We start from the raw sequence: 23,827 nt of genomic DNA, 5'->3' as shown, positions 1-23,827 counted from the left end.
CATTGAAAACCGTCCTCTGCTTGGCGTAGTCTCCTCGGGAGACTACGCCAAGCGATAGTGATAATATCATGCAATAGGAGACATTGTGGAAAAGAGAAAAACTACAGTTCCTTTACAATGGCTAATGATTTTTTTACATGCTCATCAGGCGCTATATGATCGGTTTCCGATGAAAAGACAGCTACAATTTTGTCGTTTTTATCAATAACAAATGTTGTCCGCGGGATGAAGCCGTGCGTAACCTGCTCGCCACGTACATCTTTAACGCCAGGTTGCGGAGGTTTCAACGCTAAGCCATACGTGGCTGCAATTTCACCTCCGGGGTCGGAAGCCACCGGGAATTTTCCTGCACAGTACTCCGGATTAGCGGAGAACGACTTCAATCGCTGAATATCATCTGCTGATACACCGATAATGGTAGCTCCTGCTGCCGTAAAGGTGTCTTTGAGTTCGGCAAAAGTATGTGCTTCCAAATCGCAGCCACCGGTGTAAGCAGAAGGATAGAAATATAATACCACCGGTCCTTTGGCAAGGGCTTTTTTTAATGAAAAATCGAATTCATTGCCCGACAGGCTGGCCTTTGCGGTGAACAGGGGTGCTGTTGAACCCTTTGACAATATCACTGATTGGGCAAAACTATACTGGGTAAGGAAGAGTAAAAACCCGGAAATTAAAAGGAAGGAGCGGTAATTTCTTTTTGACATAGGAATTGTTTTTTACAAATCACTCCCAAACATACAAAATATTGGGAATAAATCAGCCCGGCCGTTTGTCCATTGGAGTGCATGTCCTGCTTATTACATTTTGCCACTGTTGGTGTTCTTACAAGCACCGCGTTACAAAGTGTTATCACCTGCAAGGGTAGCGTAGTGTTAGCAGCTTTGCCAGGCTACGTTTTATGAAAAAGCTTAGATGAGTTTGAGTTTCTGGACACAGTTTACTACGCACGTTTTTCAGGGTGTTTGTGATAGCGCGGGAGCAGAAGATGAAAATAATGCTCCTGTATTATTCCATTCTCAAATTACATTTGATAGTTGTCAAAAACGGATCAGGGATCCATTTTTTATCCTTTACTTCCAGGTGCGCTCCGCTAACAGCTTGAAGAGCGTGAATGCATGTCTTTGGTAAAAGCATTTTTATACCTGGCCACGATATGACTCCATTCTTCCTTTATCTTTAGCACCAATCATTTTTAAAACAGTTTATTCAAACACGATTGTTATGTCAACAGCAAAGAAAATACTCATCATCACCGGGGATGCAGGTGAAAGCTTTGAAATTTTATATGCATCGCACCGGTTTAGGGAAGCCAATTTTGTTCCTGTAATAGCGGCACCGGCAGTAAAAAGAATGAACCTCGTGATACATGATTTTGAACCTGGCTGGGATACGTATGTAGAGAGAAAAGGCTATCTTGTTGAGTCTGAGATTTCTTTCGACGAAGTAAAAACTGCCGACTATAAAGCCTTACTAATACCCGGCGGCAGGGCTCCCGAATACCTGCGTAACGATGCAAGGGTTATACAAATTGTAAAGGAATTTGCGGGCAACAATAAATACATCTTTGCTATTTGTCATGGTGTGCAGATACTGGTAACGGCAGGCTTGGTAAATAATAAAAAGATCGCTTGCTATGAACATGTAAAATTTGAAGTGGAGAGTTGCGGCGGCATATATGTATCACCCGACCAGGCAGTGCAGGATGGCAAAATAGTTACCGGGAAAACATGGCAATCGCACCCTGAATTTTATACATTGGTTTTTAACTGCATGCAGGGTTAAATGGGAATTGAGTTACTTCAATGAGTTGAGACAACCTGAACAATTTCGACAAATGGGGAACTGGCAACCAGTAATTGGTAACCAATAAGAAGCGCTGGCAAACAGTTAATCCACTTCATTTTTTCAATGATCATCTATAAGCAATACACTCAGCAGGAACTGGATAACCAATACAACAACCGGTTGCATGTACCTGATTTTGCCACCTATATTGAACGCTGGGATACATGGAGTGAAGCGGCAAGACAAAAACATTCCTATATAAAAGACATCCGATATGGAGATCATCCGGGAGAATGCCTGGATATTTTTCCTTCCGGCAAACAGGGCTCAAAAGTGCTGATCTTTATTCATGGCGGTTACTGGCAACTGTTTGATAAGACTACATTTCATTTTGTTGCAGCAGCTTTCCTGCCGTACGACATTACAACAATAGTCGTCAATTACCCGCTTGCTCCTGCCGCAGCCATGGACGACATAGTTGCCTCCTGCCGAAAAGCGGTGCGGTGGCTTCAACAACATCTCGTTGATTACAATGCAGATCCACAGCAGGTATATATTGCAGGTCATAGTGCCGGCGCACATCTGGCAACCATGTTGATGAGCAAAGAATCGGGTGTTGAAATAGCGCCTTTTATCAAAGGCATGTGCCTGCTCAGCGGCTTGTACAATTTAATACCTCTACAGCTTTCGTATGTAAATGCAGGTTTAGGAATGGATAAAGGGACAGCAATAAGAAATAGTCCGTTTAACTTACAGGCTGTTCAAACCTGCCCGTTGTTGGTTGCCATAGGAGGGGCAGAAACAGATGAATTTAAAGACCAGAGCAGGGAGTTATATAACTACTGGAAGACTAAAACACCTGTTCAACTGGTAGAATTAGGTGGGCTTAATCATTACTCTATTTTAGATGCACTGGTTGATGAGAATACATCGCTGCATAAAGCAATGATGAAATTGATGGATAAGTAAAAGACTTTGATGCTCTGCCGCTGTTGGTGTTCTTCGCCAACAGCGTCTGCCCTGGTTCGTGTCTTCACGAGCCAGAATAATAAACCAAAAACAAAGGTTCGTGTCTTCACCATAGCCGTCAGGTTAATAGTTGATAGATTTGATAAGGGGAAGGTTTAAGCTTTCCCTTTTTCTTTCGTTTTTCCTTTTTGCATGTTCTAATTACGTGTTTAATGAGTTGCTGCATTAGTTGGATGAACTTACGTTTGTTGTTAATAAAAGCATTCAGCAGGGAGCGGCATTTTTTTTAATCAGTTTCATGGTTTTCCACTCACTGATTTCCACCTCTACGGCAGCATCCTGCAGTGTGCTGCGAATAAGAGAAAGCAACTCTGTACTCAACAGAATAAAGATAAGCCGCCCATATAAAAAGCATTCAAAGCGAAAGATATTCATGCCTTTGGTATGGTCTATCATCAACAAAGACTTCCCAATCTTAAACAATAGCTCTATCTGCCAGCGCAGACTGTAGACTAACAGTACCCCTTCATCCGGTAGTTTGTCCGCTGCTGCATTGGTCAGATACAGATTATAGCCACACAGGAACTCCTTGAGCGCACTGATCTGCCATTGCTTGCCCTTTTTGCTAATGTTCGCATGCGCTTTACGGCAGCGCTCCAACCGTTGCTGTCTGACCTCTTCGGGCACCTGCTCAAACAGCAGTCTCGCTTTAATCTTCTCCTTACCAAAGTACACCTCTATGGATTGTATACCGCTGCTGTGTGAATAACAGTGGGATTTTAGACAGGCTGTTATGTCTAAAGGCTGGTAATTACCTTCTTTGTTCCGGATATAAACAGTAGTGCCGGTCTTATAACGACACAGAAAATAGTTCTCACTCTGTGCTATCTCCCTAAGGGTGTTCCAACTGAAATAGCCAAGGTCTGCTATCCACAGGTTGTTCTTCCCTAAACTAAAGCCTTTATTTTTCCAGTAGTCGCCATCATTATCCTTTCCGCTGGTGATGGAAAAATCACGCACCTGAAAGCTGAGCAGTTCTATGGTCTGGTGAATCTTTACCGAAGCTCCGCTGGTAGAGCCACCATTGCTTTGGTAGAAGGCTGACAGATGTGCCGGCAGTTGAAAAGAAGTGCTGTCACTCAGATAGATACCCTCAAAATCAGTAGTGAAGCCCTGCTGCACCGTACTGGTGAATGCCTGTGCCACCACTGCCTGATAGCAGCTTTTGAGAAACGCTACACTAAAGCAGTGGTAGCGTTCATCCAGCGATTGTTTGGTCAGCTCTATACCATGATGCTCTCGCAGGTAGTCACACTGATCAGAGAGGCGCCATTCCCTGCCAGGAGCAATATGCTGCACCATCATCTCCAGAAAGGCAGCTCCGCTTAAGCGCGAACTATTGCGTACAATAAAGCCGCTTTGCCTGGCTATCTGCTCTATCTGCCCACCCTTAAAAAAAGAACTAAATTGTTGTAAAACATTGAGCTTACTCAAATCTATCTGCACTGCTTCCTCTACTCTCATAAACCCAAATATATACTTCTTCCCACTTCTTATCCTGACGGCTATGGTGAAAACACGAACCAGAGCGGCGAGTTCTACCTTACTTTCCAACTTCGCCGCATTTTGCAGTAGTTTGTAACTTCCCTTTATGGCTGATGCATACAGCATCAAAGACAGTTTACTGCTTTCCCAACTCACCAAAGCATTCCATTTCGTTCGATTTTACCCGGAAGTCTATAACCTTATTTGACACTGTAGTATTACAACAAACAGCAGTAAAATATACGCTCAAAAGTTACCGGCGCCCGGCTTGTATATTCACGAACCGGGGCGGGAGGCAATACATCAGCATCAACTAAAAATTGTAAATATGCTAATTATCAAAAGCAATTGTTATTTGATGATTGTTCCTTTTTTATTGTGATTAAGTTATTTATGGAATGCCACGGAAGATGGCTTTAGATAGTTAGACACAGGGGTGGATACCCATCAGAAAAGAAAGATTTACATTTCATCTGCACTTGGACCATACAAGCCCGGAACCGGAACATCGAGCAGGCGAAGGTAAACGGCTATTTGTCCGCGGTGATGAATGAGATGATTCAACGCCATTGAACGAACCGCAACCATACGGGGAACTGTTGCAATGACATGATCGCCCCTACGCAATGTAAAATTCGCATGCATTTTTTCATCGCTTGTATTTTGCAGCGTCTGTACAACTTCATCTAATTTTTGTTGAAAAACGTTCATTAGTTCTTCCGGTGTTTTGGCATGCGAAGGTTTATAATGTCCCTTGGCAAAATCAACTTCATCCATTGTTAAAATGGAATTTAAAAAACCAGGCAATTCGGCCACATGCGAAGCCAGCCGGCCCAGCGTCATTGATTTTTCATGCGGCTTCCAGTCAAATTTGCCTTCGGAAACTCTTTCTAAAATTCTTTTTGTAGATGCAGCTTCGTGTTTTAGTTCTGCAATGAAAGCTTGATTGAGCATATTATTTGGTTTGGTTATTCATGTCTTCAACAGTGTGTTCAAATGTAGCAGTTATTTCCGCTGGATGGTACATTGTCTTCGATATTGCGTTATTTCCTGATTTGTCCTCAACTTAATGACATTGAGCTGATGCTTGCCCGGATGGACGCTACTTTCCTGGAAACGACCGAAAAAGTTCCAACTACACCATTCCATCAAAAACCCGTCTTTTTATTAGTATTACACTATTCTTCAAATCTTTACCCATACACAAGAGCATACCTCCAAAACGGATAGGTAAACTTCATTATCATTTCAATAAAAAACTAAAAAAGACCTTAATATTTTCCTCTAAAACCCGTACATAGCTTAGCTCTTGCTGAATTAAAGCTGGAATGATTATTTGGTATATGCGGAGTAGTTTGATATTTATTGAATAACACACCAGCAAAATAGTTGTCTCACAGATAACACAGATAAATACGTATAAAATTGCTAAAAACATCTTCGCTCATCTGTGCCATCTGTGAGCAACATTTATTTCAATTCTATCCCCAAACCCGGCTTGTTATTAATGGTTACTTTTCCAAAATCGTAATGAATGCCGGTTGCAATATCTTCTGCCAGCAGCAATGGTCCATCCATATCTACGTAGTCCAGCTGTGGTAAACATTGCGCAATGGCAGCCGAGCCAACAGTACTTTCATTCATGCTGCCCATCATTACCCGGAGGTTCAGCGAACGTGCTTCTTTTATCATGCGCAATGCGGGTGTAAGTCCGCTGCATTTGGTCAGTTTTATATTAATACCATGAAAATGATTCACACATTTTGCAACATCTTTTTCAAATACACAGCTTTCATCAGCAATCAGCGGCAGCGGAGATGCTTTGTATAGAACTGCCATGCCTTCCCAATTATCTTTTGCCAATGGCTGCTCAATAAACTCTACTCCTAACGATTGCAACTGCGGTATTTTTTCCATTGCTTCTTCGAGTGTCCAACCGGCATTTGCATCCACCCGAAAAACAGCATCCGTATGCCCGCGCAAAGCTTTGATGATGGTGATATCATCCGGTGTTCCCAGCTTTATTTTATAAATCGGCCATGGTTTTGCTTTCATTTTAGCCACCATGTTATCTACTGTATCAATACCAATCGTATAATCGCATAAGGGTGTATTTTTCCATTCGGTATTCCACAGTTTATACAGTGGCTTATTGTTCATTTTACCCATCAGATCCCAACACGCAATATCCAGCGCACACACCAGAAAAGGATGTTGCGGCAACAGGTGATGCAGATAATGCCAGTAACGTTCTGCTTCGGTCAAAGCAAATTGTTCTATCATCTTTTTCTTGCGTTCAATCACTGTTATCATTTCTTCAACAGTAACGTTGTAATAAGTAATGGCAGGTGCCTCGCCATAGCCAATCAAACTGCCCAGTTGCAAAGCCACCAGTAAGGTAGGCTGATGCGTTTTGGTACGTCCCCCAGAAATAGTAAAAGGGTATTGAAATGGCAGTTCCAGTGCTTTATAAAATAATTTCATAACAAATGGATGTGCAAAGTAAAACAGTTTTTAAAGGTAAGCTGTGCTTTTGGAAACGAACGGTTATCTGGATATGCTGATACCTGCCGCATTTCATTCAGGCATGTATTACTGTTTTTATATATTACAGTTTTTAGCTTAGATAAATATGAATAACAATAGCAAATAAAATATTTGGATTATCTTATTTACACTTATTATTATCCTGTACCAACTTCCGCGTGCCACCAAATAGAAAAGTGTTTATATTAGTCGCTCAAATATCTAACTATGCAACGCCGAAAATTTGTGCAACAATCTTTTTTAGCAGGTGCTTCCGTTATCGCTGCTTCCAGCCTCAAAGCTGCTGCAAATAAGCCCGCTGCGGGAAATACATTCAACTTAGATTATGCCTTTCACGATGGTATGTTTGCCAACAGCGCCGGTAAGAATTTTCTCGACCAGATACAATTTGCTTACGACAATGGCTTTCGCTCCCTGGAAGACAATGGCATGGTTGGCCGGCCAGTGGATGAGCAAACAAAAATTGGCGAAAAAATGGCTAAGCTGGGCATGACGATGGGCGTATTTGTGGTGGATAAAGGTGGTAACGGCGCCAACTCGCTGGCCACAGGCAAGCCGGAATATGTAGATATTTTTTTGAAAGGTTGCCGCCAGGCAGTGGAAGTTGCCAAGCGTGTAAATGCCAAATGGGTAACGGTGGTGCCCGGAGATTTTGAACGTCATTTGTCTATAGGCCTGCAAACAGCTAATGTAATTACTGCTTTGCGCCGCGGCGCCGAAATATTGGAGCCGAATAATTTAGTAATGGTACTTGAGGCATTAAGCGATACGCCCGATTTGTTCCTGCGCTCCTCCGACCAGACATATGAAATATGTAAAGCCGTAGACAGTCCTTCATGCAAAATATTGTTCGATATCTATCATATGCAAAAAAACGATGGTAACATCATCAACCGCATGAATGATGCATGGGACGAAATTGCGTATATACAAATAGGCGATAATCCGGGCAGAAAAGAGCCAACAACGGGCGAGATCAATTATAAAAATGTGTTCAAATTCATACACAGCAAAGGCTACAAGGGCGTGCTGGGTATGGAACATGGTATTTCTAAGCCGGGTAAGGAAGGCGAGCAGCGATTGATACAGGCGTACCGCGAATGTGACGATTTTTTGCAAGCCTAAGTAAAAAATGACTGTACGCAACAAGCGCTGGCTGTATGCTGTTTTAATAATTATTACTATTCCATCAGGATTGGCTACGCGCTGCCAGCAGCAATATCTTCCACCTTTGATTGATAAATATGGCGGTGATGTACTTGCCGCCACCTGCATCTTTTTCGGGTGCAGGTTGTTATGTATCAAATGGACTTTACCAAAGGTAGCTTGCCTGAGTTATCTGGTGAGTGTACTGATAGAAATTCAGCAATTGTACCAGGCGCCGTGGGCAGTACAATTCAGAAATATTACACTGGTTGGCATATTGCTCGGGCACGGCTTCCTGTGGAGCGACATGGTGTGCTATGCTGTGGGAACTTTAATTGGATGGTTGATTGGCGCAGGGCTGGAATTCTTATTTACAAAATGCATCAATCCAAACGCCGGTTGATTTCATCGTTTATTTTGGTAAATAAATCTTCGGGTTTGTAGGCGCGCCAGTTGCATAGTTGCATGAGTTCTATATAATAGTTGAGCTTGCGTTTTCTAAAATCGTGCTGTGTAGCTTCGGGCATATTGAGGGCTACAATCCAGCCGTTCTCATCAGTTGCTTCATCAAACCATTCGATATAGTAATCCTTATCGCCGCTGTGGAAGTTGAGGACATTTTCGGTTATTAAAATGTATTTGGTAATGCCTTCTGTTTCCAGCTTGTCAATGATGTCGCGCTTTAGCGTCATAATATCATTTTCTATTGCATCGTTCCACTCTCCTATCAACTCAATAATTACAAAATGCAAATCATAATCGGCGTATAAAATTTTCATGTACAGCGTACGGCTGCCAAACTCATCCCATTGCGGGTGGATGTAGTAATTATAAATAGTTTGGGAAAACTCAAATTCACTATAGTTACGCCCATAAAAAGGCGACCGTTCATCTTCTTCGGCAGTATATAAATGACGCCAGTTGTAATATGGTTCAATCTCGTGCATTGCAAAATCCTTCTCCGCTGGTTATATGATGTTTAGCGTTATAAAACGCTGCAGTTCATTTCACAAATATAATTGCTGATTAGTCCGTAACATATACTGCAAAACTTCATCAACATAACGTAATTTGTTCAACAATATTAAACATAAAAAGGGCTTTTTCAATTGAGCTAATCTACCATTTTTTTTATAATATACTTAAAATTATTACAATCTATTTGCAAATAAAAAACCCTCTTAACAGAGGGCTTTCGTGTTTTATTTTATTCCAAACGCTTTCTTCACTTTATCTACATAATCCAGCTTTTCCCACGTGAACAATTCCACTTTTTTCTTCACTACTTTTCCTTCGGGCGATCGAAACTCCTTTTCAACCACTTCGGGCTGGCGACCCATGTGTCCGTAAGCGGCAGTTTCGCTGTAAATAGGATTGCGGAGTTTTAAACGCTCCTCAATGAAATAAGGCCGCATGTCGAAGATTTCGCTTACTTTTTGTGCTATTTCGCCATTGGTCATATTTACTTTGGCAGTACCAAATGTATTTACGTAAATGCCCATTGGCTGGGCTACGCCAATGGCATACGATACCTGCACCAAAGCTTCGTCTGCAACGCCGGCTGCCACTAAATTTTTCGCAATATGACGGGTGGCATACGCTGCACTTCTATCCACTTTGCTCGGATCTTTACCGCTGAAAGCACCACCGCCATGCGCGCCCTTTCCCCCATACGTATCCACAATGATTTTGCGGCCGGTGAGTCCGGTATCGCCATGAGGGCCACCAATTACAAACTTGCCCGTTGGATTAATATGGTATTTAATATTATCATTAAACAGCTTTGCAAACTTCGTGTACTTGCTTTTTACGCGCGGTATTAAAATGTTGATAATATCGTTTTTGATGGCCTCCTGCATTTTTTCTTCCGTATCAAAGTCGTCGTGCTGTGTAGAGATTACAATAGCATCTATACGGCAGGGTTGATTGTTATCATCATATTCAAGTGTTACCTGGCTTTTTGCATCGGGACGCAGGTAAGTAATCTCTTTATTTTCGCGGCGCATAGCAGCTAGCTCCTGCAACAATTTATGGGCAAGGTCAAGCGCCAGCGGCATGTAATCATCTGTTTCGTTGGTGGCATAGCCAAACATCATCCCCTGGTCACCGGCGCCCTGCTCTTCCTTCTGTTGCCTGTCTACACCCTGGTTAATATCAGCAGACTGCTCATGAATGGCAGATAATACGCCACAAGAATTAGCCTCGAACATATACTCACTTTTGGTATAGCCAATTTTGCGGATAACACTGCGTGCAATCTCCTGCACATCGAGGTACGCCTTACTTTTTACTTCGCCGGCAAGCACCACCTGACCTGTAGTAACTAAGGTTTCGCAGGCTACTTTGCTATCGGGGTCAAAAGCAAGAAAATGATCAATTAAAGCATCTGAAATCTGGTCGGCCACTTTATCCGGATGACCTTCGGAAACACTTTCCGATGTAAATAAGTAAGGCATTGTATTACTCCAATTTTTTGAAAGTGGTCAAAGATAAGCTTTGCCAAAATAAATTAATGTGGTTCTGAATAAACAATATGCAGCCGCATGCGGTGAATATTGGTTAAATCGCCATCGCCGCCATACAACCTTACGCGTCCGCATCCGGCGGTATTGGTAGGCGAATTGGATACATAGCCGCGCGACGAAGTAATAGGCAGTGACTCGTATAGCTGGAATGGCTTGTTGAAAGGCGCATATAGCACAAACGGATGCTGTTTATTGTCTTTTGTAACAATGCCCTGCACATACCTTGAAATGTTAAATGAATACAAACTATTGTTGGTTGTATTTTTCCTTGGTATGCCGCCAAAATCGGAATAGTTGGCTAAGTACGATGAAGAAAAAACAGCGTCAGCAGTGGAAACATTATTGGCATTAAAACCGGGTATTACAAACTGTGATGTGTCGTTTTTTGCCAATAAGAACAAATATGGTGGCGTATAATAAGTATCCGATGGGTCCACAGCCTGCTCCAGCAGCAGTTCGGCACGATGAATAATATAATTAGGCATTTGTGCCAATGCAGCACTATCAATAGTAACTGTTGCAAATGTGCCGGGACCTGCCTGAATGTATATCAGATTATCATTCGTATCAGCAGGGTTGGGCGGCAGGTAAGCATTTATTTCGCCTTTACTTCTGTCTCTGTTAATATAATTGGAATGGGCACAGTCACCTGCAACGGTAAAGTACCTTACAGTAGTATCTATTACAGTAGCAGCACTATCCTTGGGATGATAACGGTAATACAAGGCTAATTTAGTATTGTCATCAGTAAGCCCGATTTTCAACAGTGCATTATTATAAGTGCCCTGATCAGCAAATACCTGTAAGCCTTTCAGATAGTTATGAAAAGTAGAATCGTTTTTATAAGCGGTCAAAGTATCATAATTCAACAATCTTGCTCCGAAAGCATCATTCAGCCGAATTCTTATCATGTTGATACCGGAATCATTATACACATGAATGCTGTCGTCTAAAGAAGTTGGATAAACAGTAGTTGGAGCATCCGTAAGACTGGTAAAAGCCGTAAGGTTTACCGTATTATTATAAGTGCCCGAATAGCCTCCAATATAAGGGTCATATTGACCGGCAGTTGTATCGGGCAAAAAGGTTTGCCCGTTATCCAGTTCGTTTACATGCAGCGTTACCGGTCTGGTACTATCGCCCCAGACACCATTATAAGATAACACCAGCACTACGGAATCTAAAAACAAATTCTCTTTGCTGTTTTCAAAAGAAAAGTTGGAAGACGGTAGTGATAACTGAAAGTTGATACGTGCATCGGTAGTGCCAAACAGCGGGTCTTCCATATTGCCTACCACATGTATTTGCGCCAGCGTTGGAGTAATTGTATCGGTACCTGCGTTTTTTGCATAAACAGTTATAGTAGTGTCCTTGGTGTTTACGCCATCTACAGCCGGTATCAGGTCAGTACCAATATCGGTACTGGTAATTTTTGTACAAGCTGCAAATAATAAGGTAATGCTGCCAAAAAAAGCAGCTAAATAATTGATTTTCACAGTATAAATTCAAGAGGGTTACTTGGCTGCAAGCTCGTTATACAAATCTAAATACGGTGTTAAATCACCCGTCCAGTCAGTAAAGGGAATGATCTTCTTACCTTTCACCTTTGTAAACTCTGCCAGCAGTTTTTTATCCACGTTCTCCGAGCCAAAGGTTATCGCATCGGCAAACGTGGCGCCGCCTCTGAATAAGGCAGTATTATCGGCTTCTTTAAAAGGTTCAAGGTCTTTTTCTTTGATATTGGCGTGAATATTTGCAAGCTGGGTAAAATCTTTTCCCAGACTATCGTTAAAAGTATTTTCACCAATAGTATAAACAATTTTGCTCTGGCTGAATACCGCATCTCTTTTATAGGCCGTTTTAATATACATCGGTATTAAACCTGTCATCCAGCCGCTGCAATGGATAACATCGGGTGGCCAGCCAAATTTCTTTACTGTTTCCAAAGCGCCTTTGCAAAAGAAAATGGTACGCAGTCCGTTATCTTCATACCATTCATCATTATCATCGGTAAAAGCGTGCTTACGCTTAAAAAAATCTTCATTATCTAAAAAATACACCTGTAGCCGGGCTGTAGGCAACGAAGCTACTTTTATCTGCAACGGATAATCATCGTTATCAACCGATACATTGATACCCGAAAGCCGTACTACTTCGTGCAGGCGATGACGCCGCTCGTTGATCACTCCAAAACGCGGCATAATACAACGCACTTCGTATCCATTGTTGTTGCAGGTAATTGCAAGCTTGTTTATCACCTCCGCAAACTCTGTAAGTTCTAAATAAGGAGACATTTCGGTGGCAATAAATAAAATTCGTTTCTTCGTTAACATTCGGAAGCACCGGTTTTACCGGTAATTTTTAGAAAAAAGGTGTGCAAAAGTAAGAAAATAAGCTAAAAGATGCAATAGCGTTGTATTAGCGGTCTTATAATTGAAAAGCTTTAGCATTTTAAACGCTAATACTGACAGGGTTTAGAAGCAAAAGTGTTCGAAACCTGCGTTCTATGCTTGAAAGTAAAGCAACATCGTCACTGCGAGCTTAAGTGAAGCAGTCTGTGCATAGCCGTAAATCATTAACAGGTTAATTGATGTTTATAATAAAGTTTATCATTGATTAGTGCATTAATGCTAATGGCTTAGCCCGATTGTACTATCATCTACAGATTGCTTCACTCCGCTCGCAATGACGCAGCATAAGATTGCACTTCAGCAGCTTTCGAACACTTGCAGTTTGAACGCTGCCAGCGTTTAGACAGTTTACGAAACTGGCTATTTATATTTATTACTCACTACTCACAATCTCGCTTCTTTACCACAACTTTGCGCGCATTCTAAGCACATAGTACATGATTATCTTCAAAAAAGTTGTAGCGTTACATCAATTTATCACTTCATTAAAACAACAAAATAAAACCATTGGCTTTGTGCCTACCATGGGCGCTTTGCATCAGGGACATTTGAGCCTGATTGATGCTTGTAAAAAAGCATGTGATGTAACTGTTTGCAGCATTTTTGTAAATCCCACCCAATTTAACGACCCTAAAGACTTTGAAAAATATCCTATTACCCTTGAGCAGGATATGCTATTATTAACACAGCACGAAATGGATATACTCTTTCTACCTTCTGTAAACGAAATATATCCTGCTGGTGTACATACATTGCCGCATTATAACCTGGGAGCATTGGAAAATATATTAGAAGGTAAGTATCGTCCCGGTCATTTTCAGGGCGTATGCCAGGTAGTGGACCGATTATTAAACATTGTGCAGCCGGATAAACTGTTTTTAGGAAGAAAAGATTATCAGCAATGTATGGTTATTAATAAATTGATTGAACTAAAACAGTTGCCCATTGCACTAAGTATCCAACCTACTTTGCGCGAAGAAGACGGACTGGCAATGAGCAGTCGCAATATGCGGTTAACCGCAGCAGGTCGCAAAAAAGCAGTAGTATTATATCGCACCTTATTATTTATAAAAGAAAATGCTTTTAAGAAAGGTATTCCCGTATTAATAGAAGAAGCAAAAGCTAAATTGCTGGCTTCCGGCTTCGAAAAAATAGATTATATAACCGTTGCCGATGCAAATACTTTGCAGGAAATAAAAGCCCTGGGTGCTTCAGCTAATGCAGTTGTGTTAGCTGCCGCTTTTCTGGATGGCGTACGACTGATTGATAATCTCTCCCTTTCAGCATAATATTCTCCCATAAATCATTCTTTTACTGCCACTCATCAAAAAGTTGGGCGCTCCTAAACTTTCTTTTAACAATTATTAGCAGATATTCTTTTATATTGCATTACGAAAAAAATCGTACAATGAACGAATTTAAAAGCATAAAGCCTACCGAAAGTGAATTGGAAATTTTGCGGGTGTTATGGGATAAAAAAGAAGCTACTGTGCGCGAAGTGCACGAAGTGTTGAGCGAGTTTAAAGACAGCGGCTACACTACGACACTTAAATTGTTGCAAATCATGCACGAAAAAGGATTGGTAAAACGCAACGACAGCGGCAAAACACATATTTACCAGCCAGCAGTATCGCGCGAACATACGCAAACGCAAATGCTGGATAAAATGATGGATTCGCTGTTTGGCGGTTCCACCACCCGGTTGGTCATGCACGCGCTCGGCAACAAAGCACCTTCGGCCGATGAGTTGAAAGAGATACAACAATTGCTTGACAATCTGAAAAAACACTAACATGCAAGCTTTATCCCAATCTTCTTTTTTGCAGGCATTGGGCTACGCCATTGCTAACAGTCTCTGGCAAGTTGCATTGCTTTGGCTGGTTACGCTTATCATCAATGCGTGTTTAAAATTATCATCACACAACCGCTACCGGATTGCAATTACTGCGCAGTTCGCCGGTTTTGTATGGTTTGTTGTTACACTGCAGTTTTACTATCAGCAATGTATCAAAGCAACAGCTGATGCGCAATTGCTTTTACAAAACAATACAGTAGTTTATCAGCCCGATATAGTAAGCAATAAGTACAATATTTTATCGTACATTGCTAAAGCAGAAATGCTGCTGCCTTACTTGTCGCTGGCTTATCTCTGCCTGTTGTGTGTACTGGTGGTACGATGGTTCAAAAGCTATCGCTACACCAGCCGGCTAAAGCAGGAAGGCTTGCAAAAAGCAGGTATGGATATACGCTTGTTTGTTCAGAATATGGCAGCGGAATTGGGTATTAAGCAGAAGGTAAAAATTTATCTTTCTACACTGGTTAACTGCCCTTTAACGATTGGTTTTTTAAGGCCCATCATTCTTGTACCTATTGCTACCATTAACCATTTAACTACACAACAATTAGAAGCAGTTCTGCTGCACGAACTGGCACACATCCGGCGTGCAGATTACTTAATCAATTTATTATTGAATGTAATTGAAACCATTCTTTTTTTCAATCCATTTACAAGATTAATCAGTAAAAATATTAATAAAGAAAGAGAGCATTGTTGCGACGATTGGGTATTGCAGTTTAAATATAATGCGCCTATGTACGCCGAAGCTTTATTGCGCATTGCATGCCTGCAAGCTTCGCCGGCAATAGCTATGAAAGCAGAGGGCAAGAGTGAAGGCGAACTGTTGTGGCGCGTAAAGCGACTGCTCAACCATCAGCAAAAAAGATTTAACTACAGCCAGCAAATGATAGCATTGGTAGTTACTACTTGTATGTTGGTTTCTATTGCATGGCTGCAACCGGCAAAACAACCACGGCAAGCTGCCGCTACTAAACCAGTGAAAGCAGTGGTACTGGCTCCAATGGCAGCACAGATAAATAATCCGTTTTTTAGTCCATTTGCTTTTTTTGCAAAACCGTTGAAAGAAGAAGTGCAAAAAGCTACTCAGGAAATGGTAAAGACCGATTTGCCGAAAGCGGTAGGCTCTGGTTTGAATGAAGCTGGTAAAGCCTTAGCAGCCGTAACGCCAACTGTGCTGAGCGAGCTGGATAAATTGAATGCAGACAGCAGCTTTGAGCAAGCAACAAAAGAAGCAAAGAAAGAATTGAAGAAAGTAAAATGGAATGAACTAAAACAACTTTCTCCCTTTGTTGATTCTGCCTTTATTATCAATGCTGTAAATATGGCATTGGATAAAAATAAGCTGTATGTTGATTTTGAAAAAGCAAAGCAAAGCCTTGTTTCTTCTCAACAGCAGATGGTGAAACTAAGACAGCAAAACCTTGAAGCATTAATTAATCAGTCTTACCTTAATGAAGTTATTAATAATGCAACTACATGGATAAATAGTAATGATTTTAATAAGCTATGGAATGAAAACAAGGTAGCAACTACTGCTAAAAAAGAAGTGAAAGAAAGGAAGGAAAAGCAGCGGCAACAAGAAGTATTACTGCAAAGATTATTGAGAAATCATCCTGCGCCACGTGCCCGCAGCTTTAGCTTTAGCATACCCGAAGAAAATGAGTGCTACAAAAAGAGCGATGAACATACTCCCAACAATGCGGCAGATCAGCTTGCTAACTGGACTTATACTAACCCGGTGTATATAGAAAAAGCAGCAGACGCAGCAAATGGCGATGAAGATGATAATGATACTATTTATAGTTATACCACCCAATCGCAGGTGCAACCAGCACAGCCGCCTTTGCCCCCCGCCAAACCTTTAATACAGGTAGTGGAAGTAACTAATAATGCAGAGCATGTAAGTATAATTATTACCATCAGGCAATAAGAAAGAACAATATTTTTAGAAATAAAAAGCCCGGTACAGATGAATGTTTGCACCGGGCTTTTTACGATATTTTTCTTATCTCCTTTTTCAATTAAGTAACAGCATATATGTTCAGTTTAAAACCCTGAGTTTCCCGCTTGTAACTTGTACAGTATAACTTAATTGAAAATGTTATTATAAATGCAGTACATCTTTCATTGTATAAATACCTTTTTTACCTTGTAAAAATTCGGCTGCCAACACCGCGCCGCCGGCAAACCCCTGGCGGTTATGTGCTGTATGCGTAATTTCAATATCATCAATAGCACTCGTGTATCTGATGGTATGTGTACCTGGTGCAGGGTCTATCCGTTTGCTGATGATAGAAAGCTCTTGCTCATTATTACTCACTTCATTCACCCAGCCTTTTTTGCGTTGTATTTGTTGTAAAATTTGTTCTGCCAAGGTAATGGCAGTGCCACTCGGCGCATCCTTCTTTTGTGTATGATGAATTTCCTCTATCATCACCTCATAAGCAGGGTAAGCAGCCATAAGCTTTGCCAGATAAGTATTCAATTCAAAAAATAAATTAACGCCAATACTAAAGTTGCTCGCGTACAGCAGCGTGCCGTTTTTTTCATCGCAATACTTTTTTACTTCGTCCCATTGTTGCAGCCAGCCGGTAGAGCCACATACAACCGGCACACCGGCATCAATGCATGTTTTGAGGTTACTTACTGCACTGTGCGGATTCGTAAATTCAATAGCCACATCGGCTTTTTGCAGGTTTTCTGCAGTTAGCTCTGCGGTAATTTGAGAAGCTATTTTTAAGACAATTGGGTGTCCCTTCTGTATCGCAAGCTCTTCTATTGCTTTGCCCATTTTGCCATAACCGATGAGTGCAATGTTCATAAATAAAAAGTTGAAAATAATAATGTATGTAAGAGTGATTAAAATAGAGTTTGCTTTATGGTAAAATATTTCAGACGCTAAAAATATATAATGTGAAATCGTATATCGGATGCATTACTACGCCTCAGTTGGTGAAGAACACCAACTGGGACTTATGTGCCGGTGTTTTCACCGGCAAAGGCATTAATATACTCGTAAATTTCACATAGCATACATATCCAATGTATTTACTGTGTTGGCAATGGCAACATTTTATGCACCGGTTGCCTCAAATTAAATACTAAACCTATACCTGAACTTTTTATTTCGGGTATAAACATTGGTTGTATCTGCATACTTAAATCATCACTTACATCAAAATCTTTGAGATGGCCGAATACGGTAGCATCGGCAACATTCAATCCCCACACTATAAATATCCATAGGAGGCTATAATCCTTATCGCGCTTAAAACTATTGCGATAGCTTTGATATGTAGCTAAGTTGAGCGGTTGCCCGGTGAGCTGGTCCAGCACTTTAGGATCTATCTTAAGCAAGAGCGATTTATCTACGGGTGTTTGCATAGTAGCTGCATATACTGCCTGATAAGCAAACTTTGTTTTTTTGTAGTAATTGTTGTTGTAGATATATAGAGATACCGGAACAGCCAAAGCGCCATATACAATAGGTATTTTCCAGTATTCGCGGTTGTATGCCTGCCCCCATCCGGGAATGATGGCAGAGCGTAAGGTAGCTTTGCGTGGGTCATGCTTAAACACGCGTGCCGAATCTTTTTTACTTGCAGTACCTTTTGCAGGGATAACCTTCGTAGAGTCGGTTTTTATTTCTACACTGTTTGTGGGTGCATTAAATAAAGGTTTCACTGGTTCGGGCTGCTTTGTGGTGTCCTGCGCCCGTGCAGCATTTGCGCTTACAACAAAGCATATAATACACAGGAAAATTTTGTTTAATAGTGCCATAATTTAGCCGGCCTGCACATTCATCATTTCGAGCAGCTTGTTCAACTCTTCAAGCGAATAATACTCGATACTGATGTTGCCAGCGCCTTTGTTATTGTGAGACAACTTTACTTTAGTACCAAAATGCGAAGCTAAATTATCTTCTATGCGCTTGTATGCAGGCATGAGCGTATGTTTTACCGGAGTTTTAACACGTCCCTGCTCTGCCTTGTACATATTGCGCACCAGCTCTTCAGTTTGCCGTACGCTCAGGTTTTTATTTTGTATTTCATGAAAAATAAATAGCTGCTTATCCACCGTGTCAATATTTATCAATGCACGTGCATGTCCCATACTAATGCTACCATTGCGCACTGCCAACTGTATATCTGGTGGTAATTTTAATAAGCGAATGTAATTGGAAATGGTGCTACGCTCCTTGCCCATACGGTCGGATACCTGCTCCTGGGTGTATTCCAGTTCATCCATCATGCGTTTGTAGCTGAGGGCAATTTCTATGGCATTCAGGTCTTCGCGCTGCAGGTTTTCCAATAAGGCAAGCTCCAGCAATTCATTATCATTTGCTTGGCGGATATACACCGGCACATCTTTAATGTTGGCAATTTTTGCTGCGCGATAACGGCGCTCACCGGCTATCAGCTGATACTGTCCATCAGCTATTTTGCATACCGTAAGTGGCTGCACAATATCAAAAGTTTTGATGGAATTAGCCAGCTCAATCAACGACTGTTCATCAAAATCCTTTCTGGGATTTTTGGGGTTCAGTTGTATTTGAGTGAGGGGCACTCGAATAACTGCGGTTGCCTGCTCCACTACATTATTTTTTAAAGTTCCGGTAGTGGTTTTCAGGTCCGAATCAATATTCTGCAACAGCGAGCGTATGCCTTTGCCTAATGCGTCTTTTGGTAACTTGGGTGTAGCCATTAATTATTGTAAATCGAGTATGGTAGATTGAACAGTTATTGTTTAAAATGGAATAAGTATTTTTATAAAAACAGCACTCCCTACTATCCCATTATTCTTTCTTCTTTGGTAATTTTTGTAAGATTATTCTTTTGTAAAACTTCTTTTGCAAGATTTAAATAGTTCACTGCGCCTTTGCTGTCTGCATCGTACAAAATAACGGGCTTGCCAAAGCTCGGCGCTTCGCTTAATCTTGTATTGCGATGAATAATCGTACTGAATACCATTTCTTCAAAATGTCTTCTCACCTCACTTACCACCTGGTTGCACAGGCGAAGACGACCATCGTACATCGTCATCAAAATACCTTCAATCTGCAGGTTTACATTGAGGCGGCTTTGCACAATCTTAATGGTATTCAATAATTTGCCCAAGCCTTCCAACGCAAAAAATTCGCACTGCACCGGCACTATCACGCTGTTGGCAGCGGTAAGAGCATTTACCGTTATCAAGCCCAGCGAAGGCGAGCAATCTATTACTATAAAATCGTAATGGTCTTTTACTGCTTCCAGCAAATTTTTCATTACCATCTCGCGATTGGGATAGTTAATCATTTCTATCTCCGCACCCACAAGGTCTATATGCGAAGGGATTAAATCAAGGTTGGGAATCTCTGTTTTTAAAATCACTTCGCCTGCAGGCACATTATTTACCATACAGTCGTATAAACTATGCGTTACATTGTGCAGGTCGAAGCCTACACCGGTAGTACTGTTTGCCTGCGGATCGGCATCTACCAGTAAGGTTTTAAACTCCAGCACGGCAAACGATGCCGCTAAGTTGATGGCAGAGGTTGTTTTGCCTACACCGCCTTTTTGATTTGCTACGCCAATTATTCTTGCCATAAATATTTAAAGCTTCAAATGTACTTGTTGAAAATTATTTATTATTAAAACTATCTTTTGCCTCGTCTATCATCAATGGAATATCGTAAGCAAAAGGGTTGTTTTTGAGAAAGATGAAATTAGCAATCATATCTACATCATGCGTGGTGAATGTTGAAGTAATCTTTTTGTATTCATCCGTATTATATACATCAAACCAATAGTCAAACTTTCTCTGCCGCGCCTTCATCTTTCCATCTGAAGGATCGCAAATGTAAAATATTATAGTTCTATTATCGCGACTAAAAAATGAATGATCATTTCCGCAATCGTAATGCTGATAATATAATCATAAAATCGTACGGCCCGGATATAACAAAACTACATCTATACTATAAATAAAACCGGAAGCCGGATGCGATGAATTGAAATACATACCGGAATCAATAAATTCTACCTTGTAAGCAGCGCCATACTGCGTATAGAACTCAAATATACCATGTGCAACTTCAATAAAATTATAACCTGCTTCGTTAATGCTTTTTCTTTTGCTTTTCAACGCGCTTATTATAATCTTCCTGTATTTCCTTTCTACGTTGAATTTCTGTCTTTTGGATAGGCATTAATCGCCTTCTCCAAATCGGAGCCTGGCAAAGCGGTAAACTCATAATATAACGTATTATCATCCTTTTTCATAGCTCAAATTTAAAGAAAGCATTTTTGTAGGCTCTGTTTATTTCACATATTTTATGTTATTTGTTATCAACAGCACTGTATAACATTTATTTACAACCACAATTATGCTTTTAAATGAGTTACAACGCTATTGCTGCGTGTATATTGCAGCCTTAAAGGCTCTTACCACTTCCGTTCATTATAGTAAATACATTTTTGCATGAGAAACGCCGGCAGTTTATGGATGATAGCAGTAATAATGCTGTTGCTGGATGTATATGTTTTTTGGGTAATGCGCGCGCTTACACACAACCTCTCCGATAAATGGCGTATTACTTTATTTAGTGCGTACTGGCTGCTGAGTTTGTTAGCTATCATTGCGCTTGTTACGTTTCCGTACTGGCGCGGATATGCGGGCTACCGGCACATTAGCGAGTATGTTTTTGCCATTATTCTCGGGCTGGTTTTCGCCAAATTATTAGCCACCGTTTTCTTTTTGGTAGATGATATACGCCGTGGCGCTATGTGGCTGATGAGCAAGCTGTTTCGCCGTACCGGTGCCGATTATGTACAGAATGACCCTGCCATTAAGCGTTCCGTATTTTTGAGCTGGCTGGGCTTTCTGGTTGGTGGCGGATTATTTGGCTCGCTGGTGTATGGCTTTTCCAATAAATACGATTATCATATCAGAAAAGTAAAGCTCTCCTTTAAAAACTTACCACCTGCCTTCAAAGGTTTTAAAATTGTACAGATAAGCGATATACACAGTGGCTCTTTTAATAATAAAGAAGCAGTCAATCGCGGTGTGGATATGATATTGGAGCAACAACCCGATTTGATTTTATTCACCGGCGATCTGGTAAACGACCGTGCTATTGAAATGACTGATTATATAAGCGTATTTAACCGCCTTAAAGCGCCTTATGGCGTATATAGCACGTTGGGTAATCACGATTATGGCGATTATTACTGGGGTTTTAATGCGCAGGGACAAGCGGCTGTTGAAAAAGCAAATAACATGCAACATTTAAAAGAACTGCAAGCTGGCATGGGCTGGCGGTTGCTGATGAATGAGCATGTGGCTATTGAAAAAGATGGTCAGGCGTTTGCCCTCATTGGTATTGAAAACTGGAGTGCCAAAGCAGGCTTTCCCAAATATGGCAAAATGAAAGAGGCATATCCCGGTGCTGAAAAGTACCCTTTTAAAATTTTAATGAGCCACGACCCCAGCCATTGGGATGCGCAGGTGCGGCCTGAATACAGCGACATTGACCTTACCCTTTCGGGGCACACACACGGAATGCAGTTTGGTGTAGAAACGCCATGGTTTAAATGGAGCCCGGTGCAGTGGGTGTATAAGCAATGGGCGGGTTTGTATAACGAAGGCGCGCAATATCTGTATGTCAATCGCGGCTATGGTTTTATTGGCTATCCCGGCCGCGTGGGTATTTTGCCCGAAATAACCGTAATTGAATTGGCATAAATATTATGGAAATAAAAGAAATGGTTACTGAATCTGCATACAGCATTATACTGATAGATAGCATCTTATTGTACTCAAAACGTTTTGGCTACATAACAATTCATGCTGTTAAACGTTAATAAAAAGAAGCAGTCTCACGCTTAGATGATGAAATTATTAAATTAAAAATTCTTTTATGAAAAAGTTGATGTTATTAGTAGCAGTTGGTCTGGCAACAGTTATTTCGGCAAATGCGCAGCGGCTTGACTTTGGCGGTAAAATAGGTGCAAACCTCACCAAAATTGATGGTGTAAAATTCTCAGATTCGTATAAACTCAATTATCAGTTGGGTGCCTTTGCCGAAATTGATTTTAATAAAAACTGGGGCATTCAGCCGGAACTATTATTCAGTCAAACTACTTCGCGTGTAGATTCAGGTTTTAGTTCTGTTTACCAGGAAGCGCCTAGCTCTTTGCTAAAAAGAGATGTAAAGTTAAACTACCTGAGCATTCCTATTTTGCTGAGAATCAATGCAGGCAGCTTGCTTACTTTCCATGTAGGACCGCAGTTTAGCGTTTTGGTGAATGATGATGAAAACCTGTTTAATAATGGTAAAGATGCTTTTAAAAAGGGCGATTTGTCTGCTGTGCTCGGTGCGCAAATCAACATCAGTAAATTGCGCATTTACGGCCGTTATAATGTTGGTTTAGCCAATATCAGCGATGTAGATAATCCTAACAAATGGAAAACGCAACAATTGCAGTTAGGTGTTGGTTTCAAAATTTTATAATTTGCCATAAATTTTATAAACATCTACAAAACAAACGGCATGAACAATATTGTTCATGCCGTTTGTTTTGTAGGTTAACTTGCTTATTGTTTTAATACTTGTCCCCGTATCTCTCCTGCCTGATAATTAGCTGTATGAATGTTTACATAAAAATGGCCTTCCATTAAGTCCTCTTCTTCATCTTCATCCACGGTGGCAGTAGCCGTTAATGTACCGGCGGCAGCCGCAGTAAAGCCGGCAATGGGTATTTCTACATCACCGGGTTCGCCTACCTGGCCTTTGTGAAAGTGCATAGCCGTTGGAGCGCCTGTAAGTCCTGTCCATGTAAGCGTATAAGACAGTTTATTAGAATTGGCGTCGTAAGTAGCCGTTAGTGTGCCGGTGCCCGTTTCTGCATTGGGCGGGGTTTCCTGGCTGCCACTTAGAGAAGCGGCAAAATTGGCATTCGTTGCAGGGGGATTGTTGTCGTCATCATTTTTGCTGCAGGCTGTAGATAGGCAAAAAAATGCAGATAATAATACAATCCCACTTCTTAAGCTTGTCATAG

23 protein-coding genes and 1 pseudogene are annotated in these 23,827 nt (G+C 41.1%); 9 read left to right on the top strand and 15 right to left on the bottom strand.

The window, feature by feature from the left end; all coding sequences use genetic code 11:
• Positions 1–101 precede the first annotated feature (101 nt).
• Positions 102–704, bottom strand: coding sequence for a peroxiredoxin (locus FC093_RS09340; protein ID WP_137261510.1), 603 nt, complete (start codon positions 702–704; stop codon positions 102–104).
• A 517-nt stretch (positions 705–1,221) separates the two neighbouring features.
• On the opposite strand from FC093_RS09340, the gene FC093_RS09335 reads away from it, so the two are divergent.
• Together FC093_RS09335 and FC093_RS09330 are read left to right on the top strand one after the other, a co-directional pair.
• Entirely contained in the window at positions 1,222–1,782 is a 561-nt protein-coding gene (locus FC093_RS09335) for a DJ-1/PfpI family protein (protein WP_137261509.1), read from the top strand.
• A 126-nt stretch (positions 1,783–1,908) separates the two neighbouring features.
• Positions 1,909–2,754, top strand: coding sequence for an alpha/beta hydrolase (locus FC093_RS09330; protein ID WP_137261508.1), 846 nt, complete (start codon positions 1,909–1,911; stop codon positions 2,752–2,754).
• Between the two features lie 264 nt (positions 2,755–3,018).
• Here FC093_RS09330 and FC093_RS09325 read toward each other — a convergent pair whose 3' ends face one another.
• The 3 genes from FC093_RS09325 to FC093_RS09315 form a co-directional block, all read right to left on the bottom strand.
• A complete protein-coding gene (locus FC093_RS09325) occupies positions 3,019–4,425 on the bottom strand; it encodes an IS4 family transposase (protein ID WP_137261507.1) in 1,407 nt (468 codons plus the stop codon).
• A gap of 336 nt (positions 4,426–4,761) precedes the next feature.
• On the bottom strand, positions 4,762–5,253 hold the full coding sequence (locus FC093_RS09320; RefSeq protein WP_137261506.1) for a DinB family protein: 492 nt from the start codon (positions 5,251–5,253) through the stop codon (positions 4,762–4,764).
• 516 nt (positions 5,254–5,769) lie between these two features.
• Positions 5,770–6,783 (bottom strand): dipeptide epimerase, encoded by a 1,014-nt coding sequence (locus tag FC093_RS09315; RefSeq protein WP_137261505.1) that lies wholly within the window; start codon positions 6,781–6,783, stop codon positions 5,770–5,772.
• A 270-nt stretch (positions 6,784–7,053) separates the two neighbouring features.
• Here FC093_RS09315 and FC093_RS09310 point away from each other — a divergent pair, with 270 nt between their 5' ends.
• The gene (locus FC093_RS09310; RefSeq protein ID WP_137261504.1) at positions 7,054–7,971 is read left to right on the top strand and encodes a hydroxypyruvate isomerase family protein; all 918 of its coding nucleotides are present in this window, start codon (positions 7,054–7,056) and stop codon (positions 7,969–7,971) included.
• Between the two features lie 7 nt (positions 7,972–7,978).
• The gene (locus FC093_RS09305; RefSeq protein WP_137261503.1) at positions 7,979–8,395 is read left to right on the top strand and encodes a ribosomal maturation YjgA family protein; all 417 of its coding nucleotides are present in this window, start codon (positions 7,979–7,981) and stop codon (positions 8,393–8,395) included.
• On the opposite strand, the gene FC093_RS09300 is transcribed toward FC093_RS09305, so the two are convergent.
• The 4 genes from FC093_RS09300 to FC093_RS09285 form a co-directional block, all read right to left on the bottom strand.
• Positions 8,376–8,939 (bottom strand): hypothetical protein, encoded by a 564-nt coding sequence (locus FC093_RS09300; protein WP_137261502.1) that lies wholly within the window; start codon positions 8,937–8,939, stop codon positions 8,376–8,378. The two genes, FC093_RS09305 and FC093_RS09300, sit on opposite strands and share 20 nt — an antisense overlap.
• Positions 8,940–9,194: 255 nt before the next feature.
• Positions 9,195–10,448 carry a methionine adenosyltransferase gene (metK, locus tag FC093_RS09295; RefSeq protein WP_137261501.1) on the bottom strand — a complete coding sequence of 418 codons (1,254 nt, stop codon included), beginning with the start codon at positions 10,446–10,448 and terminating at the stop codon, positions 9,195–9,197.
• 53 nt (positions 10,449–10,501) lie between these two features.
• A complete protein-coding gene (locus FC093_RS09290) occupies positions 10,502–12,013 on the bottom strand; it encodes a DUF4270 family protein (protein ID WP_170971041.1) in 1,512 nt (503 codons plus the stop codon).
• 18 nt (positions 12,014–12,031) lie between these two features.
• Positions 12,032–12,850, bottom strand: coding sequence for a glycogen/starch synthase (locus FC093_RS09285; protein ID WP_137261499.1), 819 nt, complete (start codon positions 12,848–12,850; stop codon positions 12,032–12,034).
• Between the two features lie 515 nt (positions 12,851–13,365).
• Here FC093_RS09285 and panC point away from each other — a divergent pair.
• The 3 genes from panC to FC093_RS09270 all read left to right on the top strand — a co-directional run bounded on the left by panC (position 13,366) and on the right by FC093_RS09270 (position 16,716).
• On the top strand, positions 13,366–14,217 hold the full coding sequence (panC, locus tag FC093_RS09280; protein ID WP_137261498.1) for a pantoate--beta-alanine ligase: 852 nt from the start codon (positions 13,366–13,368) through the stop codon (positions 14,215–14,217).
• Positions 14,218–14,336: 119 nt separating this feature from the next.
• On the top strand, positions 14,337–14,720 hold the full coding sequence (locus tag FC093_RS09275) for a BlaI/MecI/CopY family transcriptional regulator (RefSeq protein ID WP_137261497.1): 384 nt from the start codon (positions 14,337–14,339) through the stop codon (positions 14,718–14,720).
• A gap of 1 nt (position 14,721) precedes the next feature.
• Positions 14,722–16,716, top strand: coding sequence for a M56 family metallopeptidase (locus tag FC093_RS09270; protein WP_137261496.1), 1,995 nt, complete (start codon positions 14,722–14,724; stop codon positions 16,714–16,716).
• A 174-nt stretch (positions 16,717–16,890) separates the two neighbouring features.
• On the opposite strand, the gene dapB is transcribed toward FC093_RS09270, so the two are convergent.
• From dapB to FC093_RS23740, 6 genes and pseudogenes are all read right to left on the bottom strand, one after another.
• Positions 16,891–17,607 (bottom strand): 4-hydroxy-tetrahydrodipicolinate reductase, encoded by a 717-nt coding sequence (gene dapB / locus FC093_RS09265; protein WP_137261495.1) that lies wholly within the window; start codon positions 17,605–17,607, stop codon positions 16,891–16,893.
• A 227-nt stretch (positions 17,608–17,834) separates the two neighbouring features.
• Entirely contained in the window at positions 17,835–18,566 is a 732-nt protein-coding gene (locus FC093_RS09260) for a DUF5683 domain-containing protein (protein WP_137261494.1), read from the bottom strand.
• Between the two features lie 3 nt (positions 18,567–18,569).
• Positions 18,570–19,490: a ParB/RepB/Spo0J family partition protein gene (locus tag FC093_RS09255; RefSeq protein ID WP_137261493.1), complete on the bottom strand. Its 921-nt coding sequence runs from the start codon at positions 19,488–19,490 to the stop codon at positions 18,570–18,572.
• Positions 19,491–19,573: 83 nt separating this feature from the next.
• A complete protein-coding gene (locus FC093_RS09250) occupies positions 19,574–20,374 on the bottom strand; it encodes a ParA family protein (protein ID WP_137261492.1) in 801 nt (266 codons plus the stop codon).
• Between the two features lie 34 nt (positions 20,375–20,408).
• A pseudogene (locus FC093_RS09245) lies at positions 20,409–20,648 on the bottom strand (DUF6169 family protein); the annotation flags it as partial.
• A gap of 54 nt (positions 20,649–20,702) precedes the next feature.
• Positions 20,703–20,912 carry a hypothetical protein gene (locus FC093_RS23740; protein ID WP_170971040.1) on the bottom strand — a complete coding sequence of 70 codons (210 nt, stop codon included), beginning with the start codon at positions 20,910–20,912 and terminating at the stop codon, positions 20,703–20,705.
• Positions 20,913–21,248: 336 nt separating this feature from the next.
• On the opposite strand from FC093_RS23740, the gene FC093_RS09240 reads away from it, so the two are divergent.
• Both FC093_RS09240 and FC093_RS09235 read left to right on the top strand, forming a co-directional pair.
• The gene (locus FC093_RS09240) at positions 21,249–22,511 is read left to right on the top strand and encodes a metallophosphoesterase (protein WP_137261490.1); all 1,263 of its coding nucleotides are present in this window, start codon (positions 21,249–21,251) and stop codon (positions 22,509–22,511) included.
• Positions 22,512–22,686: 175 nt separating this feature from the next.
• Positions 22,687–23,280 carry a porin family protein gene (locus FC093_RS09235; protein WP_137261489.1) on the top strand — a complete coding sequence of 198 codons (594 nt, stop codon included), beginning with the start codon at positions 22,687–22,689 and terminating at the stop codon, positions 23,278–23,280.
• Positions 23,281–23,363: 83 nt separating this feature from the next.
• Here FC093_RS09235 and FC093_RS09230 read toward each other — a convergent pair whose 3' ends face one another.
• Positions 23,364–23,825 carry a CHRD domain-containing protein gene (locus FC093_RS09230; protein ID WP_170971039.1) on the bottom strand — a complete coding sequence of 154 codons (462 nt, stop codon included), beginning with the start codon at positions 23,823–23,825 and terminating at the stop codon, positions 23,364–23,366.
• Between the last annotated feature and the right edge of the window lie 2 nt (positions 23,826–23,827).

This window comes from Ilyomonas limi, assembly GCF_005233845.1.
Taxonomy (GTDB): domain Bacteria; phylum Bacteroidota; class Bacteroidia; order Chitinophagales; family Chitinophagaceae; genus Ilyomonas; species Ilyomonas limi.
Note: the sequence above shows the minus strand (reverse complement) of the source record. Positions and strands in the feature narration are given on the sequence as shown.

Coding starts and splice junctions, on each gene's coding strand:
- FC093_RS09340 (WP_137261510.1), bottom strand. CDS start 704: ATGTCAAAAAGAAATTACCGCTCCTTCCTTTTAATTTCCGGGTTTTTA.
- FC093_RS09335 (WP_137261509.1), top strand. CDS start 1,222: ATGTCAACAGCAAAGAAAATACTCATCATCACCGGGGATGCAGGTGAA.
- FC093_RS09330 (WP_137261508.1), top strand. CDS start 1,909: ATGATCATCTATAAGCAATACACTCAGCAGGAACTGGATAACCAATAC.
- FC093_RS09325 (WP_137261507.1), bottom strand. CDS start 4,425: ATGCTGTATGCATCAGCCATAAAGGGAAGTTACAAACTACTGCAAAAT.
- FC093_RS09320 (WP_137261506.1), bottom strand. CDS start 5,253: ATGCTCAATCAAGCTTTCATTGCAGAACTAAAACACGAAGCTGCATCT.
- FC093_RS09315 (WP_137261505.1), bottom strand. CDS start 6,783: ATGAAATTATTTTATAAAGCACTGGAACTGCCATTTCAATACCCTTTT.
- FC093_RS09310 (WP_137261504.1), top strand. CDS start 7,054: ATGCAACGCCGAAAATTTGTGCAACAATCTTTTTTAGCAGGTGCTTCC.
- FC093_RS09305 (WP_137261503.1), top strand. CDS start 7,979: ATGACTGTACGCAACAAGCGCTGGCTGTATGCTGTTTTAATAATTATT.
- FC093_RS09300 (WP_137261502.1), bottom strand. CDS start 8,939: ATGCACGAGATTGAACCATATTACAACTGGCGTCATTTATATACTGCC.
- metK (WP_137261501.1), bottom strand. CDS start 10,448: ATGCCTTACTTATTTACATCGGAAAGTGTTTCCGAAGGTCATCCGGAT.
- FC093_RS09285 (WP_137261499.1), bottom strand. CDS start 12,850: ATGTTAACGAAGAAACGAATTTTATTTATTGCCACCGAAATGTCTCCT.
- panC (WP_137261498.1), top strand. CDS start 13,366: ATGATTATCTTCAAAAAAGTTGTAGCGTTACATCAATTTATCACTTCA.
- FC093_RS09275 (WP_137261497.1), top strand. CDS start 14,337: ATGAACGAATTTAAAAGCATAAAGCCTACCGAAAGTGAATTGGAAATT.
- FC093_RS09270 (WP_137261496.1), top strand. CDS start 14,722: ATGCAAGCTTTATCCCAATCTTCTTTTTTGCAGGCATTGGGCTACGCC.
- dapB (WP_137261495.1), bottom strand. CDS start 17,607: ATGAACATTGCACTCATCGGTTATGGCAAAATGGGCAAAGCAATAGAA.
- FC093_RS09260 (WP_137261494.1), bottom strand. CDS start 18,566: ATGGCACTATTAAACAAAATTTTCCTGTGTATTATATGCTTTGTTGTA.
- FC093_RS09255 (WP_137261493.1), bottom strand. CDS start 19,490: ATGGCTACACCCAAGTTACCAAAAGACGCATTAGGCAAAGGCATACGC.
- FC093_RS09250 (WP_137261492.1), bottom strand. CDS start 20,374: ATGGCAAGAATAATTGGCGTAGCAAATCAAAAAGGCGGTGTAGGCAAA.
- FC093_RS09240 (WP_137261490.1), top strand. CDS start 21,249: ATGAGAAACGCCGGCAGTTTATGGATGATAGCAGTAATAATGCTGTTG.
- FC093_RS09235 (WP_137261489.1), top strand. CDS start 22,687: ATGAAAAAGTTGATGTTATTAGTAGCAGTTGGTCTGGCAACAGTTATT.
- FC093_RS09230 (WP_170971039.1), bottom strand. CDS start 23,825: ATGACAAGCTTAAGAAGTGGGATTGTATTATTATCTGCATTTTTTTGC.